13 protein-coding genes are annotated in these 15,071 nt (G+C 73.4%); 4 read left to right on the plus strand and 9 right to left on the minus strand.

Going from position 1 to position 15,071, the window contains the following annotated elements; genetic code table 11:
- Positions 1-116: 116 nt before the first annotated feature.
- From ACOOHE_RS02300 to ACOOHE_RS02320, 5 genes are all read right to left on the minus strand, one after another.
- A complete protein-coding gene (locus ACOOHE_RS02300) occupies positions 117-734 on the minus strand; it encodes an SGNH/GDSL hydrolase family protein (protein ID WP_420456185.1) in 618 nt (205 codons plus the stop codon).
- Between the two features lie 148 nt (positions 735-882).
- The gene (locus tag ACOOHE_RS02305; protein WP_420456186.1) at positions 883-2,148 is read right to left on the minus strand and encodes a bifunctional phosphopantothenoylcysteine decarboxylase/phosphopantothenate synthase; all 1,266 of its coding nucleotides are present in this window, start codon (positions 2,146-2,148) and stop codon (positions 883-885) included.
- A 30-nt stretch (positions 2,149-2,178) separates the two neighbouring features.
- Positions 2,179-2,508, minus strand: coding sequence for a DNA-directed RNA polymerase subunit omega (locus ACOOHE_RS02310; protein WP_420456187.1), 330 nt, complete (start codon positions 2,506-2,508; stop codon positions 2,179-2,181).
- Positions 2,509-2,667: 159 nt separating this feature from the next.
- Entirely contained in the window at positions 2,668-3,249 is a 582-nt protein-coding gene (gmk, locus tag ACOOHE_RS02315) for a guanylate kinase (RefSeq protein ID WP_420456188.1), read from the minus strand.
- 82 nt (positions 3,250-3,331) lie between these two features.
- Positions 3,332-4,198, minus strand: coding sequence for a YicC/YloC family endoribonuclease (locus tag ACOOHE_RS02320; RefSeq protein ID WP_420456189.1), 867 nt, complete (start codon positions 4,196-4,198; stop codon positions 3,332-3,334).
- Between the two features lie 276 nt (positions 4,199-4,474).
- On the opposite strand from ACOOHE_RS02320, the gene ACOOHE_RS02325 reads away from it, so the two are divergent.
- The gene (locus ACOOHE_RS02325; RefSeq protein ID WP_420456190.1) at positions 4,475-5,305 is read left to right on the plus strand and encodes a nucleotidyl transferase AbiEii/AbiGii toxin family protein; all 831 of its coding nucleotides are present in this window, start codon (positions 4,475-4,477) and stop codon (positions 5,303-5,305) included.
- A gap of 77 nt (positions 5,306-5,382) precedes the next feature.
- Here the strand turns inward: ACOOHE_RS02325 and ACOOHE_RS02330 are convergent, their stop codons facing one another.
- From ACOOHE_RS02330 to ACOOHE_RS02345, 4 genes are all read right to left on the minus strand, one after another.
- A complete protein-coding gene (locus tag ACOOHE_RS02330) occupies positions 5,383-7,371 on the minus strand; it encodes an LVIVD repeat-containing protein (RefSeq protein WP_420456191.1) in 1,989 nt (662 codons plus the stop codon).
- A gap of 29 nt (positions 7,372-7,400) precedes the next feature.
- Entirely contained in the window at positions 7,401-8,123 is a 723-nt protein-coding gene (locus ACOOHE_RS02335; RefSeq protein WP_420456192.1) for a DUF305 domain-containing protein, read from the minus strand.
- A 376-nt stretch (positions 8,124-8,499) separates the two neighbouring features.
- Positions 8,500-9,030: a hypothetical protein gene (locus ACOOHE_RS02340; RefSeq protein ID WP_420456193.1), complete on the minus strand. Its 531-nt coding sequence runs from the start codon at positions 9,028-9,030 to the stop codon at positions 8,500-8,502.
- Positions 9,031-9,107: 77 nt separating this feature from the next.
- The gene (locus ACOOHE_RS02345; protein WP_420456194.1) at positions 9,108-9,773 is read right to left on the minus strand and encodes a NuoI/complex I 23 kDa subunit family protein; all 666 of its coding nucleotides are present in this window, start codon (positions 9,771-9,773) and stop codon (positions 9,108-9,110) included.
- 407 nt (positions 9,774-10,180) lie between these two features.
- Between ACOOHE_RS02345 and ACOOHE_RS02350 the strand changes: the two genes are divergently transcribed.
- From ACOOHE_RS02350 to ACOOHE_RS02360, 3 genes are all read left to right on the plus strand, one after another.
- Positions 10,181-10,663: a hypothetical protein gene (locus ACOOHE_RS02350; RefSeq protein ID WP_420456195.1), complete on the plus strand. Its 483-nt coding sequence runs from the start codon at positions 10,181-10,183 to the stop codon at positions 10,661-10,663.
- A gap of 49 nt (positions 10,664-10,712) precedes the next feature.
- Entirely contained in the window at positions 10,713-14,432 is a 3,720-nt protein-coding gene (locus ACOOHE_RS02355; protein ID WP_420456196.1) for a T9SS type A sorting domain-containing protein, read from the plus strand.
- Between the two features lie 117 nt (positions 14,433-14,549).
- Positions 14,550-15,071, plus strand: coding sequence for a hypothetical protein (locus ACOOHE_RS02360; RefSeq protein WP_420456197.1), 522 nt, complete (start codon positions 14,550-14,552; stop codon positions 15,069-15,071).

Genomic DNA, 15,071 nt, shown 5'->3' on the forward strand with positions numbered 1-15,071 from the left:
ACACCGTGGATAAGGGTGTGGACAACCTCGCTCCGGCGAACGCCGCTCGCCGGGGGTGGAGAGGGCGGAGCGTGCGCACAGCCCTACCCGGACGCGGCGGCTGGGCGTGGACGGCGCTACCTCGCCAGCGCGGCGCGGACGGCGGGCTCGATGCGGTCGGCCCAGGCGTGGTAGGCCTCGCCGCTGGGGTGGAGCCCGTCGCCCACGACCCAGGCGCCCTGCGTCCGCGAGAGCGCGGTGACGTCGACCCAGGCGGCGCCGGCGGCCTCGGCCTCGGCGCGAGCGGCGGCGTTGACGGCGTTGACCTCGGCGGCGATCTCGGCGGGCGTCCGGCGGTCGCCCTGGGCGAACGGCGTCACGCCCCAGTCGGGGACCGAGACGGCCACGACGCGCCCGGCGTCGTCGCCCGCGAGCCCGACGGCGCGCGCCAGCATCGCCCGGTACGCCGCGCGGTAGCCGTCGAGCTCGTGGCCCCGATACTGGTCGTTGACGCCGATCAGCAGCGTCACCACGTCGAACGGGCCTTGCGGGTCGGCCGCGTCGAGGCCCGCGTCGAGCTCGGCGACCGTCCACCCGGTCACGGCCACGATCTCGGGGTCGGCCACGGCCACGCCGTCGGCGCGGAGGCGGGCGGCGAGCTGCATCGGCCAGCGCTCGGCCGGCGCGGCGCCCTCGCCGATGGTGTACGAGTCGCCCAGGGCGAGGAACCGGGCGGGGGCGGGCGTCTCGGACATGCAGCCGGCGGCGAGGAGGAGGAGGGCGGCCCGGCGCATCATATCAAATCCGGTTCTCTGTCTCCGTCGAAGTCGGAGGGAGTGGGGAGCCCGTGTGGGAGGGGAACCCCCTTCCTCCCATACCCCCACACCCCTCCCGGATGGGGTCTCACCCGGTGACGGCGTCGAGGATCGCTTGGGCGACCTCGGCCTTGGGCGCCGTCGCGATCTCGACGCGGGCGCCGTCGGCCCCCAGCAGCGTGACGCGGTTGGTCGGCGCGCCCATGCCGGCGCCGGGCTCGCCCTGGACGTTGAGCGCGATCCAGTCGAGCCGCTTCCGGTCCAGCTTGGCCCGGGCCTTGGCCTCCCCGCCGTGCGTTTCGAGCGCGAAGCCGACGAGCGTCTGGCCGTCGCGCTTGCGCTCGCCGAGCGTCGCCAGCACGTCGGGCGTCCGGCGGAGCGTGAGCGTCAGGTCGCCATCGCCCTTGGCCAGCTTGTGGTCCGAGACCTGGGCGGGCGCGTAGTCGCTGACGGCGGCGGCGGCGATCACCAGGTCGGCGTCGGCGTGGGCGAGCGCGGCGTCGAGCAGGTCGTCGGCCGTGACCACGTCGACGCGGTCGACGCCGGGCGGCGTGTCGAGGGCGACGGGCCCGGCGACGAGCGTGACGCGGGCTCCGCGGCGGGCGGCGGCGGCGGCGAGCGCGAACCCCATCGTGCCGGTCGATCCGTTCGACAGGAAGCGGACCGGGTCGATGGCCTCCCGCGTCGGCCCGGCGGTGACCAAGACGTGGCGGCCTTGGAGGGGACCGGGGACCGGGGACCGGGGAGCTCCAACTGGCACGTCGTCGCTCGGAGCCGAACCCTGAACCCCGAACCCCGAACCCTGCATCCAGCGCTCGATGGTGGCCACCAGGTCCTCCGGCTCCGGCAGGCGCCCGTCGCCGACGAGCCCGCTCGCCAGCTCGCCGTGGGCGGGGTCCACGACCTCGACGCCGTCGGCGTGGAGCCGGGCCACGTTCCGCTGAGTCGCTGGGTGGCCCCACATGTCGTGGTCCATGGCCGGGGCCACCAGCACCGGGCACCGGGCCGAGAGCACGACGGCCGTGAGCATCGAGTCGCAGAAGCCGCCGGCGAGCTTGGCCAGCGTCTGGGCCGTGGCCGGCGCGATCACGACGGCGTCGGCCCAGAGTCCGAGGTCGACGTGTTTCGTCCACGCCGTCTGGGCGTCGCCGGCGTCGGGGAACAGTTCGGAGAGGACCTCGCGGCCGGCCAGCGTCGCGATCGTGAGCGGCGGGATGAACCGGGCCGCGGCCGGCGTCATCACCGGCTGGACCTCGGCGCCGGCCTTGACGAGCCGGCGCGTGAGGTCGGCGGCCTTGTAGGCCGCGATGCTCCCCGTGAGGCCGAGGACGATCTTTTTGCCCTTGAGCGACACGGGACGCGGGGGCCGCGCGAGCGGCCGGGGCTACTCGCCGCGCGCGCGGTCGGCCGCGTCGCTCTCGGCCGCCGTCGGGTTGCGGAAGTAGAGCTGGCCCTCTTCGAGCTCGTCGATGGCCGCGCGGCTCGGCTTGGGCTGGCGCTCGTACTCGAGCGAGATCCGGAGCTGGTCCTCGTTCGAGCGGAGCTCCTCGGCCGGGTCGAGCGAGAGGTCCTCGAAGTAGCTCAGGCGCTGGTCGAGCTCGGCCTTGGTCTTGGCCGAGAGCTGGCGGGCGCGCTTCGAGAGCACGGCGACGGTTTCGTAGAGGTTGCCGGTCTCGGCCGCCATCTTGGCCGTGTCGAGGGTCTTGATCGCCATGAGCGGGGGTGTCGGGGACGCAGGAACGCGACAGACTACGGGCCGGCGCGGCGGAGGATCGGGAAGAAGGCGGGAAAGCTCGCTGCGCTCGCGGGAAAGGGGAACGGGCAGAGGGGTCACCGTTCGCGAGCGTGGGACGGTCCCGCATCCCTCCATCCCTTATCCCTCCATCCCTCTCTCGTCCAGAAACGCCCGGACGTGGCCGACGGCCTCGTCGACGGCCGTCTCCAGGTCGTCGTTGACCACGACGACGTCGAAGGCGGGGGCGTGGGCCATCTCCATCTCGGCCCGCTCCAGGCGCATCGCGATCTGTTCGGGCTGCTCGGTCCCCCGCGAGCGGAGCCGGTCGGCGAGCGCCTCCAGGCTGGGCGGGGCGATGAACAGCGTCCGCGCGGCGTCGCCGTACAGGTCCTTGACGCGGAGCGCCCCCTTGACGTCGATGTCGAGGACGACCGCGCGGACGTCCGCGGTCGCGGCCGTGTCCTCGACGGCCTGGCAGAGCGTCCCGTAGAACCGGCCCGGGTACACCTCCTCGACCTCGAGGAAGTCGCCGGCAGCGAACCGCGCGGCGAACGCCTCCGGCGACAGGAACACGTAGTCGACCCCGTCGCGCTCGCCCGGGCGCGGGTCCCGCGTCGTGGCCGAGACCGAGAACCGGAGGCCCTCGACCTCGGCCATCAGCCGCCGCGCGATGGTCGTCTTGCCGGCGCCGCTGGGCGCGGTGAGCACGATGAGGGTCATGGGCGAGGGAGGGCAAGGGGGACGGGGCACGGGGCAAGGGACGGGGAGAGCACCCGTGCCCCGTGCCTTACGCCCCTTGCCCTCACACTACGTTCTGGACCTGCTCGCGGATCTTCTCCAGCGTCTCCTTCATCGAGACCGAGAGCCGCGTGATCTCGGCGTCGTTCGCCTTCGACCCGATCGTGTTGACCTCGCGGCCGACCTCCTGCGACAAGAAGTTGAGGCGCCGGCCGACCGGCTCGGCCGCGTCGAGCGCCTGGCGGAACTGGTCGAGGTGGGACCGGAGGCGGACCGTCTCCTCGGTCACGTCGAGCTTGTCGGAGAGCAGGGCGGCCTCGATTTCGAGCCGGCCGGGCTCGAGGTCGGGGACGTCGGCGAGGTCGGCCAGGCGGTCGCGGAGGCGCTGGCGGGCGGCGTCGAGGCGGGCCGGCGCTCGGGCCTCGACCTCGGCGACGAGCGCGTCGAGCGCGTCGAGGTGGCCGGCGAGGTCGTCGCGGAGCGCGGCGCCCTCGGCCTGGCGCATCGCGTCGAGCCGGTCGAGCGCGTCGGCGAGCGCGGCGCGGACGGCGGCCCATGTCGCCTCGGCGTGGGCCGAGTCGGGCGGGGCCGGGACGAGGACGTCCGTCGCGCGGAGGACGTCGGCCAGGGTGACGGCCTCCGGCCCGAGCCCGGCCGCCGTCGCGGCCTCTCGGAGCAGGTCACCCTGGGCCGCCGCCGCCGTCCGGTCCACGCGGAGCGCGCCCGCCGCCGCCCCCCTCACGGCGACGTGGACCGTCGCGTTGCCGCGCTCGATGGCGTCCTTGACCAGCCCTTGGACGGCCGCCTCGTGCTCCGCGAGCTCGCCCAGCCCGCGGACCGTGACCTCGGCAAACCGGCCGTTGACGGTGCGGGCTTCGACGGTCGCCTCGGCCGTGCCCTCGCGGGCGGTGCCGCGACCGAACCCGGTCATGCTTCGGAGCATCTGGAAAAGGGGAGGGAAGCGGACGGCGAGCGCGGAAGCTACGGCCGGGCGTCGCCGGCCCCCGCCTGCGCCTCGGCCCTGCGCTCCCCGTTCTTGGAGTTCCTTGCCTCTCGTTGGGAAGAGAGAGGGTCGGAGGGGAGCCGTCCGAGCCCGGCACGTAGCCCGGTCTCTCCCCCTGCCCCTTTCCCGCGAGGAGAGGGGGCCCCGTCGGGCGGGGTCGGGGTGGCCTGCCGATCCCGTCGGCCGGTCGCGCGTTGACGTCGCATGACGCCGCCCGCCGCCCGCGCACGCCCCGCCAGCCCCGACCAGCGGGCCCGGCTGGCGGTCCTGGCCGCGCTCCGCCTCCACGACGACCTCGCTCGCGACTACGTGCTCAAGGGCGGCCTCGTGCTCCAGCGCGTCTACGGCTCGCCCCGCGCCTCCGACGACATCGACCTCAACCACGTCCGGGCCCACGAGAACGCGCTCACCGACGCTCACGCCCGGACGCTCCAGGACGTCTGCGACCGACTCGGCGCGGGGCTCGGCCAGACGGCCTCCGAGTTCGGGCTCGACGCCGCGAGCCTCCGCGTCGTCAAGTGGAGCGACCTGTTGCCGACCGTGTTCGCCGAGGCCCGCTACCGGACCGACGACGACGAGCCGGCCGAGGGCGCGGTCGAGGTCCAGGTCACCCTCTGTGAGCGGGTCTGCCACACGGCGCTCGCCCGGATCGACGGCGTCCCCGTCCTGGCGTCGACCCTCGACGACGTCGTGGCCGACAAGCTCAAGGTGCTCTTGCAGCAGCGGCGGCGCCACAAGGTCCGCCACTCGGACGTGTACGACCTGTGGTTCGCGCTGGCGGAGGCCCCGTTCGTGCCGGACCCCGCCGTCGTTCGGGAGGCGCTGCTGGTCAAGCTCGCGTCGTGGCCGTCGTACCTCCCGCTGACGGCCGCCGCCTTCCGGGCCCGGGCCGTCCGCACGTTCGCCGAGCAGGGCTACCGCGCGCTCCGCGCCGAGCAGCCGGCCCTTCCGTTCGCCCCGTTCGACGTGGTGTGGGAGGCGATCCAGGCCTTCGTCGACGCGATGGGGCTGCCCGAAGGCGACCCGGCCACGTAGGGGGCGACCCGGCCACGTAGGGGGCGACCCGGCCACGTAGGGGCGACTCGCCGAGTCGCCCCTACCGACGTCTCCGCTCAGCCGGCCATCGCGAGCGCGCGGACGGCCTCGGCGAGCATCGTCACCTTGGCCGCGTCCGGCGAGTCGCCGGCCATGCCGGACAGGCCGGTCGCCAGCTCCATCAGCGTGGCGCGGCGGGCGGTGCCCGACCCCGCCTCGGCAGTCTGGAGCGCCGTGCGGACGAGCGCCAGCTCGACCGGCGCCAGCCCGCGCGACCGTTCGAGCTGGTCGGCGTAGGCCCCGGCCAGGGCGAACGACGGCGGCCAGTCGTACTTGGGCTGGCCCTGCGCGTTGAGCTCGTCGAACCGGACGGTCTCGGCCGCCGCGATCTCGTTGGCCGACAAGAACCCGCTCGGCTCCAGCTTGAGCACGTCGAGCCCGCGCGCGATCTCGGAGCTCACGATGAGCCCGTTGTACCAGTACACGGACCAGCTCCCGCCCATCTGGAACTCGTCGGCGTCGATGGGCCCGCGGTCGAAGTAGGCGATCTCGACCGGGTTGGCGGGGTCGGTCCAGTCGAAGACCGAGATGCCGCCCTGGTACCAGCTCTGGACCATGACGTCGCGGCCGGGGATCGGGATGAGCGAGCCGTTGTGGGCCACGCAGTTCTCGGTCGTCGTCTGGGCCGCTGGGATTTTGTAGTAGCTCTGGAAGTCGAGGTCGTGGCCGTCCTCGATGGTGAAGATGGCGTTCGCGCCCCACTCCATCGGGTCGCTCGCGCGGCACTTCGGCTGGCCGCCGCCGCCCCACTCGTCGGTGAAGAGGACCTTGGTGCCGTCGTTGTTGAACGTGGCCGAGTGCCAGTACGAGAAGTTCGAGTCGGCGACCGCTTCGAGCCGCGTTGGGTTGACGGGGTCGCGGATGTCGAGGAGCAGGCCGTAGCCCTCACACGCGCCGCCGGCAAGTCCGATGGCCGGGTACAGCGTGATGTCGTGGCACTGGGTCGGGCCGGGGCGCGGACCGTCGTCGTCCGGGTCCGGCGCGCCGAACCGCTCGGCCAAGAGGGCCGGCAGACGCTGGCGGAGCGCCATGCTGTCGGCGGCCGTCGGGGCGCCCTCACCGCCGCGCTCCATCACGATCTGGCCCAGGAACATCTGGGCGAACGGGTCCGGCAGCACGCGCTCCTGGCCGCCGAAGGTGGCGATAAACTTGCCCTCGGCGCGGGCCCGGTCCATCGCGGCGACGTCGTCGGGCGCCATCCCGTGCGTCTCGGGCGCGGTCAGGCCTTCGAAGATGCGGGGCGAGCTGACGATGGCCGCCGCCCGCGGGTTGTCGAGCGGCACCCGGATCACCTCGATCCGGAACAGCGCCGAGTTCGGGTCCTCCGTCGGCGACGCCGAGACGCAGTTCGGGAGCTCCTCCGCCGGGCGGACGCCGGCCGAGCCGGACACGTAGACGTAGACGTTCTCGTCGTCGTCGGGGTCTTTGAGCACCGAGTGCGTGTGCGAGCCCCGGCACGTCTGGACGTTGGCGATGTACTCGGGCTCGCGGATGTTCGAGATGTCGAAGATCCGGATGCCCCGCAGGCGGTCCGGGCTCACGGCCTGGTCCACACCCTGCGTCCCGCAGTCGAGCCGCCCGCCCAGCCCCTCGCCGGACACGAACATGAGGTCGCCGTAGACCGAGACGTCGCTCTGGGACGCCGGGCAGACGTACTCCGTGACCAGCTCCGGCGCGGCCGGGTCGGTCAGGTCCCACACCTGGATCCCGTTGTAGTTGCCCTGGATGGCGTATGGCCCGGTGAACGCCAGGTCCGAGTTGGTCACGCCGACGAACGCCTCCGGCGGCGCGGTCTCCGAGACGAGGTCGAGGTTCCACAGCGCCTGCTCGGCGTCGAACAGCCCGTCGCCCAGCCCGACGCGCGGGTCGGGGCTCGGGGCCGTGGTGGACATCATCGGGCCGGACGTCGGCGGGGCGGGGGCCTCGACGAGGGCCGGCGACGCGCAGCCGGCGACCAGGAGGGCGGCGCCGAGAGCGGCGAGGCGGGGCGTGGCAAGGGGTCTCATAAGACGGGTGGTGGTCGTCGTGGAAGGGGTCAGGAGTCGGAGAGCGCAGCCAGCATCTGCTCCATCCGGGCGATCTCGGTCCGCTGGTCGACTTGGACGTCGGAGGCCAGCTTGAACGCGGCCTCGTCCTGGCCGGCGCCGTCGACCTCGAACAGGTCCTCGACCATCACGACGGCGCCAGCGTGGTGCTGGATCATGTAGGTCAGGAAGAGCCGGTCGAACGCGGCCCCGCGCGCGGCGTCGAGCTCGTCGAGCCGGGCCTGGGTGAGCATCCCTGGCATCGACGTGTGGTCGTGGCCCATGCCGTGGTCCATCTGGCCGTGGTCCATTCCGCCATGATTCATCCCGCCGTCGGACTCGCCGCCGGTCATGTGGATCATCAAGCGCGTCCCCTCGATGTGGACCTCGGGAACGGGCTGGTCGCGGTCGCGGAGCCACCGTTGCATCGTCTCGATCTCGTCGCGCTGGGCGTTCGCGATCCGAGCCGCCAGCGTGCGGATGGACGGGCTGGCGCCGTTGCGGGGCGCCATCGCGGACATGACCAGGGCCTGGGCGTGGTGCCCAATCATGCCCGTCATGAACCGGACGTCGGCGTCGGTGAACCGGGTCTGGGCCTCCTGCTGGCGGGCCCAGTAGAGCGCTTCGAGGTCGGACGCCTCCGTCGAGGGCTCGGCCGGCGTGGGCTCGGTGGCCGGGCCGGCGCACCCGGCGGCGACCGCCAGGGCGAGGATCGAGAGGACACTGCGGGTCATACGCGGGGCGGATCTGCCGCCGTGGGATCGCGGCATGGTACGACGGCCGCGTCCGTCGTGGCCCGGCCTCCGCCAGGACGACAGGGCCATCGCACCCTCGCCTACAATGTCATCCTGAGCGAATGCGAAGAGCCTGCCCCCGCGACCGCGAAGCGACGGCGCAGCCAGGGCGGGGGATCTCACCTCGGACTCCGAGACCTGCCGCGCCGGCTCCGATGGCCTCCACCGTCGGCGTAGAGACCCGTCACTGGCGTTGGCTGCGCCTTCGCTGCGCGGTCGGGATGACAAGACGGGGCGAGGTTGCGCTCGCCCTGGCCAGGACGCCCGGGGCGAGCGCGCGCTCGTCCGGGTCGTCCTGAGCGCGCGCCCTGTGGCCTCAGCCCTTGGGCGTGCGGAGGTCAGCCTCGTGGAGCCGGTACGCCAGCGTCTTGAGGTGGTCGGCGTCGCGGCGGACGATGGCGAGGGCGACGCCGTAGAGGTCGGTGGCCTCGCCGTCGAGGACCGCGCGGCGGTTCCACGCTTGGGCAGGGACGGCGGCGAGCGTCTCGCGCAAGCCGGCGCGGGCGGCGCGGAGGTCGACGAGCAGGTCGTCGAGGGGCCGGTCGTTCGCGCCCTCCGGGCCGGGCAGCGCGGGCGTGTCGAGGGCCGGCGCGTCCTCGGCCTGGAGCCGGCCGATCCACGCCGGGTAGACGTCGCGGTCGAGCGTGGCGAGCGCGGCGAACGTCTCCTTGGCCGAGAGGTCGTCGGGCATCGGGGCCTGCTCGACGGCCCACGCCGGGAGCGCGCTCAGGAGCGGGGCGAGCGCCGTCGCCTCGTCCTCGAGCCAGCCGAGCTGGTCGAGCAGCGCGGCGCGACGGGCCGCCAGCGTGGCCGCGTCGCGGCGGGGCTCCGAGTAACGGTCGAGCATCGGGGACAAGGAGGACGAGGCGTGGGGCAGAGGGCGGGAGGACGGCCTCTTGTCCTCTGCCCCATGCCGCTTGGCCTTTACGCTTTGATGTCCTCCGCCAGAGGCTCGGCGGGGTCGGCCTCGGCCACCTCGGCGACGGCGTCCTCGACGCGGGCGACGTAGTCGAGCCGGTTCCGCAACGTGTGGACGTTGTTCTCGGGCTTGTGCCGCCAGTCGCCGGAGGGCTGGCCGTTCCGGCGGCGCTCCAGGAACGCGAGCCGGTCCTCGAGCCGGGCCTTCGGCACGAGCAGCTTGTCGAGGCCGAAGTGGGCCTCCTCGCGGTCCTGGAACGTCATGTCGTACTCCTTCGACATCACGATGGCCTCCTCGGGGCAGACCTCCTCGCAGAACCCGCAGTAGATGCACCGGAGCATGTTGATCTCGAACCACTCCGGCTCGCGCTCCTTGATGTCGTCGGCGACCTCGTGGGCCTGCATCGAGATGGCGAGCGGCGGGCACGACCGGGCGCACAGCCCGCAGGCGACGCACCGGGGCCGGCCCTCTTCTTCGACCAGGACCGGCCGGCCGCGGTACGAGTCCGGCGGGTACCACTGCTCCTCGGGATACTCAAAGGCGTAGCTCTCGAGCGACATCTTCGAGGCCGAGTAGCCGAGCCCCTTGAAGATCTCGGGGAGGTAGAGCTTCTCCCAGAAGTTGAGCCGCCGCTCGTCGGGCGTGGCGTTGTTGACGGGCGTTCCGGGCATCGGGGCGGCGTGGGGCGGGGTTCAGAAGCTACGCCCGCCTCGGGGCGCGGTTCGCCGGCGGGCCCGGCGCGGCAGGGTGAGCGCATGCGAGCCCCGGACCCCCCGCTGTCCGGCCGGTCGCTGCGCTCCCAGGCTCGGAAAGCTGTCCCCCTTCAAGGGGGACAGTCTGAGCGCCCGCTGAGCGAATCGATGGGCGCTCGGACGGGGGGTTCGGGCCGGGGATCAGTAGCGCGCGGTCGCCCTGCCCGGCGCGGGGCGGCCTTCGGCGACTCTTGGGCCCCGGCGCCGGGCGGGCCGGCTCGTGCGAGGGCCGGCCCGCTTAAGGAACGGCGGTCCCGCTCGATACCTGGTCTCGGACGACGAAGACCGTCCCCCCACCTTCCCGTTGTCTCCTCCCCTGTAGAACCATGCGCCTTTTCCTCCTGTCCCTCGTGCTCGCGGCCTCGGCGTCTGCGCAGAGCTCGAACAGCACGACCCAGAACGTGACCGTCGTCGTCGAAGAGGTCAACGAGATCTCCGTCTCGGACGACGTCACGCTGACCGTCAACACCGCAACCACGGCCGGCGGGGACTTTGACCCGGTCGAGAACACCGCGTCGACCTACGCCGTGACGTCGAACGGGTCGAACAAGAAGATCACCGGCCAGCTCGTCGCCGATTTCACGACCGGCATCACGCTGGAGGTCGACCTGGTGGCGCCGAGCAGCGGGTCGAGCGAGGGGAAGCAGACGCTGACGTCGGCCTCGGCCGTCGACCTCGTCACGGGCGTCGCGCAGGTCTCCGACAGCGGGCTCGGCATCACGTACACGGCCACCGTCGACGCCACCGTCGCCCCCAACGGGACGGGCGAGACGCAGGTGGTCACGTTCACGATCCTCACGGACAGCTAGCGGGCGCCCGCCGATCCCGACGCCTCCGACCCGACCCCCGGGCCCCCCGATGACCTGTGCCCTCCGGACGGCCTCCGCCCTCCTGCCGGTCCGGTGGGTGGTGGGGGCCGTCCTGCTGGTCCTGCTCGCCCCGACCGCGCTCGCCCAGTCGAACGGCCAGTACCGCAGCACGGGCTCGGGCTTCTGGGACCAGACCGCGACGTGGCAGCGCTACAACGGCTCCGGCTGGGTCGCCGCGACGGAGACCCCGGGGGCCACGAACGCCTCGACGATCACCGTCCGCGACGGGCACACCGTCACCGTGCGGAACGCGCTCACGACGAACGAGGTCGTCGTCAACGCCGGCGGGAAGTTGACGGTGAGTGCTGCCCTCACGCTCCAGGACGGCAGCGGCCACGAGCTGACGATCTTCGGCACCGTTGAGGTCTTCCAAACCCTCTCCGTGCCGGACCCGTCTACCGTCTCTGTCAAGAACGGCGGGGTGTACCGGCACGCGCGCAACGGTGGGGCGCTCCCGCCGGCGGGCCGCACGACGTGGGAGGCCGGCTCGACCGCCGCCTTTACGGGCCTCGTCGACGCGGCCCCCTCGGGCTTTACGGGCCACAGCTTCCACCACCTGACGTGGAACAGCCCCGGACAAACGGGGAGCTGGGTGCTGGGGACGGCGATCGGGCCCATCGCCGGCAACCTCACGGTGGCCTCGACGGGGAGCGGAGGGCTCTACTGGACCCAGGACGCCACCACCCCGCTCGTGGTCGGCGGGAGCTACATCCAGACGGGGGGGCTGCTCGTCTACAGCTATGGGAGCTCCGCCGGCACGATGGACGTCAACGGGGGCCTCACGGTGAGCGGCGGCGCGCTGGGCCTGGCGACGGGCTCCGGGGTGCCCACGCTCCGCGTCGCGGGCGCGTTCGCCTTCACCGGCGGCACCATCGGGGTCCTCGCGGGGTCCTCCGCCGACGTCCGCCTCGACGGCACCGTCAACCAGACCGTCACGTCGACCGGGACGTTCGTCGGAGAGGTCGAGATGACCCTCGACAACCCGGGCGGGGCCACGCTCCAGAGCGACCTCGTCCTGAACGACAACCTCAAGATCCTCAGCGGCAACACCTTCAACTTCAACGGCCGCAACGTCACCGTCGGCGACGACCTGAGGGTCTTCGGGAGCCTCGCCAACGCCAGCCGGGTCACGTTCACCAGCGCGTTCGGCGCCACGGCCGACCTCCTGGCCAGCGCCCCCGTCTCCATCCCGGAGATCGTCGTCAACACCGACGGCGACCCGTTCCGGTTCGACGGCGCGGCCGTGACGGTCACGACGCGGATGACGGTCCTGGCCGGAGACGTCTCCGTGATCAACGCGGGGACCCTGACGGTCGCCGGCGGGGCCGTCTACGACCACGCCCGCAACGGCGGCACCCTTCCCCCCTCGGCGGCGACGACGTGGGCGGCCGGCTCGACGTGCGTCATCTCGGGCTCCGTCAACACGCCGCCGTCCAACCTGAACCAGAGCTTCCACCACCTGACGTGGAACAGCCCGGGCCAGACGGCGGGCATCGTCCTCGGCGCGGCGCCCGTCGCCATCAACGGCGACCTCCGCATCGTCAGCACCGGGGGCAACGGGGCCTCCGTGCTCTGGGAGTCCAGCGGCAGCAGCGCCCTCGGTATCGGCGGGCGCTACGTGCAGACGGGCGGCGCGTTCGTGTACAAGGACAGCGGCAGCGGCACGATGGACGTGGCCGGCGACCTCGCCGTGAGCGGCGGGACGCTCTGGGTGAACGGCAACACCGGCAACACCGCGCTCAGGGTCGGAGGGGACTTCGCCCTCACCGGCGGGTTCGTCCGGAGCCACACCAGCGGCAGCGCCGACATCGTCCTCGACGGCGTCTCGAACCAGGCGATCACGGCGACCGGGGCGATCACCGGGCCGGTCGACCTGGAGCTGGACAACGCCGCCGGGGCCACGCTCCAGAGCGACCTCGCCGTCCCCGAGGACTTCGCCATCGAGGCCGGCACCCTTGACCTGGCCGGCTACGACTTCACGCTCGGCGACGACTTGCAGATCTACGTCCCGAACGGGATCGCGAACGCCAGCACGATCACCATCGCGGGCGGCGACGACGACCAGTACATCCGCGCCCCGGACGTGCTCTCGATCCCCACGCTCGTCGCGGACCCGGGCAACGACCCGGGCGCCGGGTCCGTGGTCTACCTCGACGGCGACGTCGAGGTCACGCGCGGCGTCACCGTCCGGAGCGGGACCTTCGAGCTCCGGAGCCGGTCGCTCACGCTGAAGTCCGTCGGCGGCCGGACCGCGACGTTGTTCGAGGACGGCGGGAGCGTGGCCGTCAGCGGCAGCCAGAACCTCTCGGCCGAGCGGGCCTTCGGCCAGACCGGGGCCAGCGGCTGGCGGATGCTCGGCGTCCCGCTCGTGGGCGTCGGCTACAGCGCGCTCAACGGCCCGTTCCACACCCAGGGCGCCGCCTGGGCCCGGGCCCAGGCCGGGACGCCGAACCTCCAGCGGCTCGACGTGGCCGCCCAGGACTGGGACCCGCTCGGCGGCTCGGACGCGGCGTTCGTGCCGGGCCAGGGCTACATCTTCTACGTCTGGGACCAGGACCCCAACGGGACGGCCCAGCTCCCGGCCGTCTGGACCGTGACCGGCCCCCGCTCGGCGGTGGCCTCGGTGCCGCTCGGGTTCAACACGTCGGCGGGCGACAGCCACAACCTGGTGGGCAACCCCTGGGTGGCGAACCTGGACTGGCCGGCGACGGTCGCCGCGAGCACCGGCGTCGGGACGAGCTACGCGACGTGGGACCCGGCGGCGACGGAGGGCGGCGGGATGAGCGGCTACACGTACTACAACAGCGCGGGCGGCGTCGGCGCGGCCGGGCCCCACATCGCGCCGTTCCAGGCGTTCTCGGTCCAGGCCACCGCCGGCGGGGCCTCGCTGGTGTTCCGGTCGAGCAGCGTGGCCAACGACGGGACGCCGGTCGCCGTCGGCCGGCGGGCCGAGGCCGGGACCCCGCCGGCCGGGCCGTCGCCCCACGTCCGCCTCCACTTCGAGGGCGGCGGGCGCGGCGAGGCCGAGACCTACCTCGTGTTCGACGGCGCGGCGCGCGCCGGCCGCGACCCGTTCGACGTGGACCGGATGGCGCCGATCTCGGACGAGTTCGCGACCGTCTGGCTCGGCTCTGCCGGCGGCCGGCTCGCCTTCGACGGGCGCCCGATGGCGACCGGCGAGGAGACGTTCGAGCTCGGGCTGGCGGCGACCGTCGCCGGCACGTACACGCTCTCGTGGCCCGACTGGCACGGCATCCCCGACGGGTGGGCCCTCACGCTCTACGACCGCGAGACGGGACGCGAGACCGACCTCCGGGCGACGCCGTCGGTCCCGGTCGCCCTCGCCGCCGCGACCCCGGCCGCCGCGCTCGCCGCCGACGCGCCGGCCCGCTTCGTCTTGCGCGTGACCGACGGGGCCCGCGTCGCCCCGACGCCGTTCCGGCCCGACGGCCTGCGGATGGCCCCGAACGCGCCCAACCCGTTCGCCGGGGCCACCACGCTCCGCTACGCGACGCCCGACGCCGGGCCCGTTCGGCTGGCCGTCTACGACGCGCTCGGCCGCCAAGTCGCCGTGCTGGCGGATGGCGAGCACGGCGCCGGGTGGCACACCGCGACGTGGGACGCCCGTGGGCTGGCGAGCGGCGTCTACGTGGCCCGATTGGTGGCCGGCCCCGACGTCCAGGTTCAGCGCATGACGGTCGCCCGGTGAGGGCGTGCCGTCCCGGGCCGTGGCGCCGTCTCGGGTCATTCGGCGGTTTCGTCACGTCTCCGGTTTAGCTCGCCGCGATCCGCGCGATACCGGAGGGGTCTACCGATCCCCCCGACTGTGAGCCCGGCCCGCTCCGTCTTCCTCCTGCTCCTCGCCGCCGCGGGCGCTCCGCGTCCCGCCGGCGCCCAGGTGCCGCTGCCCGAGCCGGGCGCGCGCTACAGCAGCAGCGTGGCCGTGCTGAGCCAGGACGTCGCGGTGTCGGTCTCGGCGATCAACGAGATCGCGTTGTCGCTCGCCGATGTCACCCTCACGGTCGCGGCGTCCGGCGGGGGGACGGCCCAGGCCCAAGACGCCACCACGACCTACGGGATCACGACCAACGGGTCCGGCAAGAAGATCACCGGCGTCCTGAGCGCGCCCTACGCCGACGGCGTCACGCTCGGGGTGGCCCTCCAGGCTCCGACCGGCGCCACGGCCACCGGCCACGTCTTGGGGACCGCGCCCGTCGACCTGGTCGTGGGGGTCGCCCGAGTGGCCGCGAGCGACCTGTCGGTGACCTACACCGCCACGGCCGACGCCACCGCCACGCCCGGCCCGGGCGAGACGCGGACGGTCACGTTCACGCTCACCGACGGCTGA

This window comes from Rubrivirga sp. (assembly GCF_965213695.1).
In the GTDB taxonomy this organism is placed as follows: Bacteria; Bacteroidota; Rhodothermia; order Rhodothermales; family Rubricoccaceae; genus Rubrivirga.

Bases quoted from the DNA above. Each gene is read 5' to 3' on its own strand.
- ACOOHE_RS02300 (WP_420456185.1), bottom strand. From the start codon at position 734: ATGTCCGAGACGCCCGCCCCCGCCCGGTTCCTCGCCCTGGGCGACTCG.
- ACOOHE_RS02310 (WP_420456187.1), bottom strand. From the start codon at position 2,508: ATGGCGATCAAGACCCTCGACACGGCCAAGATGGCGGCCGAGACCGGC.
- gmk (WP_420456188.1), bottom strand. From the start codon at position 3,249: ATGACCCTCATCGTGCTCACCGCGCCCAGCGGCGCCGGCAAGACGACC.
- ACOOHE_RS02320 (WP_420456189.1), bottom strand. From the start codon at position 4,198: ATGACCGGGTTCGGTCGCGGCACCGCCCGCGAGGGCACGGCCGAGGCG.
- ACOOHE_RS02325 (WP_420456190.1), top strand. From the start codon at position 4,475: ATGACGCCGCCCGCCGCCCGCGCACGCCCCGCCAGCCCCGACCAGCGG.
- ACOOHE_RS02330 (WP_420456191.1), bottom strand. From the start codon at position 7,371: ATGAGACCCCTTGCCACGCCCCGCCTCGCCGCTCTCGGCGCCGCCCTC.
- ACOOHE_RS02335 (WP_420456192.1), bottom strand. From the start codon at position 8,123: ATGACCCGCAGTGTCCTCTCGATCCTCGCCCTGGCGGTCGCCGCCGGG.
- ACOOHE_RS02340 (WP_420456193.1), bottom strand. From the start codon at position 9,030: ATGCTCGACCGTTACTCGGAGCCCCGCCGCGACGCGGCCACGCTGGCG.
- ACOOHE_RS02345 (WP_420456194.1), bottom strand. From the start codon at position 9,773: ATGCCCGGAACGCCCGTCAACAACGCCACGCCCGACGAGCGGCGGCTC.
- ACOOHE_RS02350 (WP_420456195.1), top strand. From the start codon at position 10,181: ATGCGCCTTTTCCTCCTGTCCCTCGTGCTCGCGGCCTCGGCGTCTGCG.
- ACOOHE_RS02355 (WP_420456196.1), top strand. From the start codon at position 10,713: ATGACCTGTGCCCTCCGGACGGCCTCCGCCCTCCTGCCGGTCCGGTGG.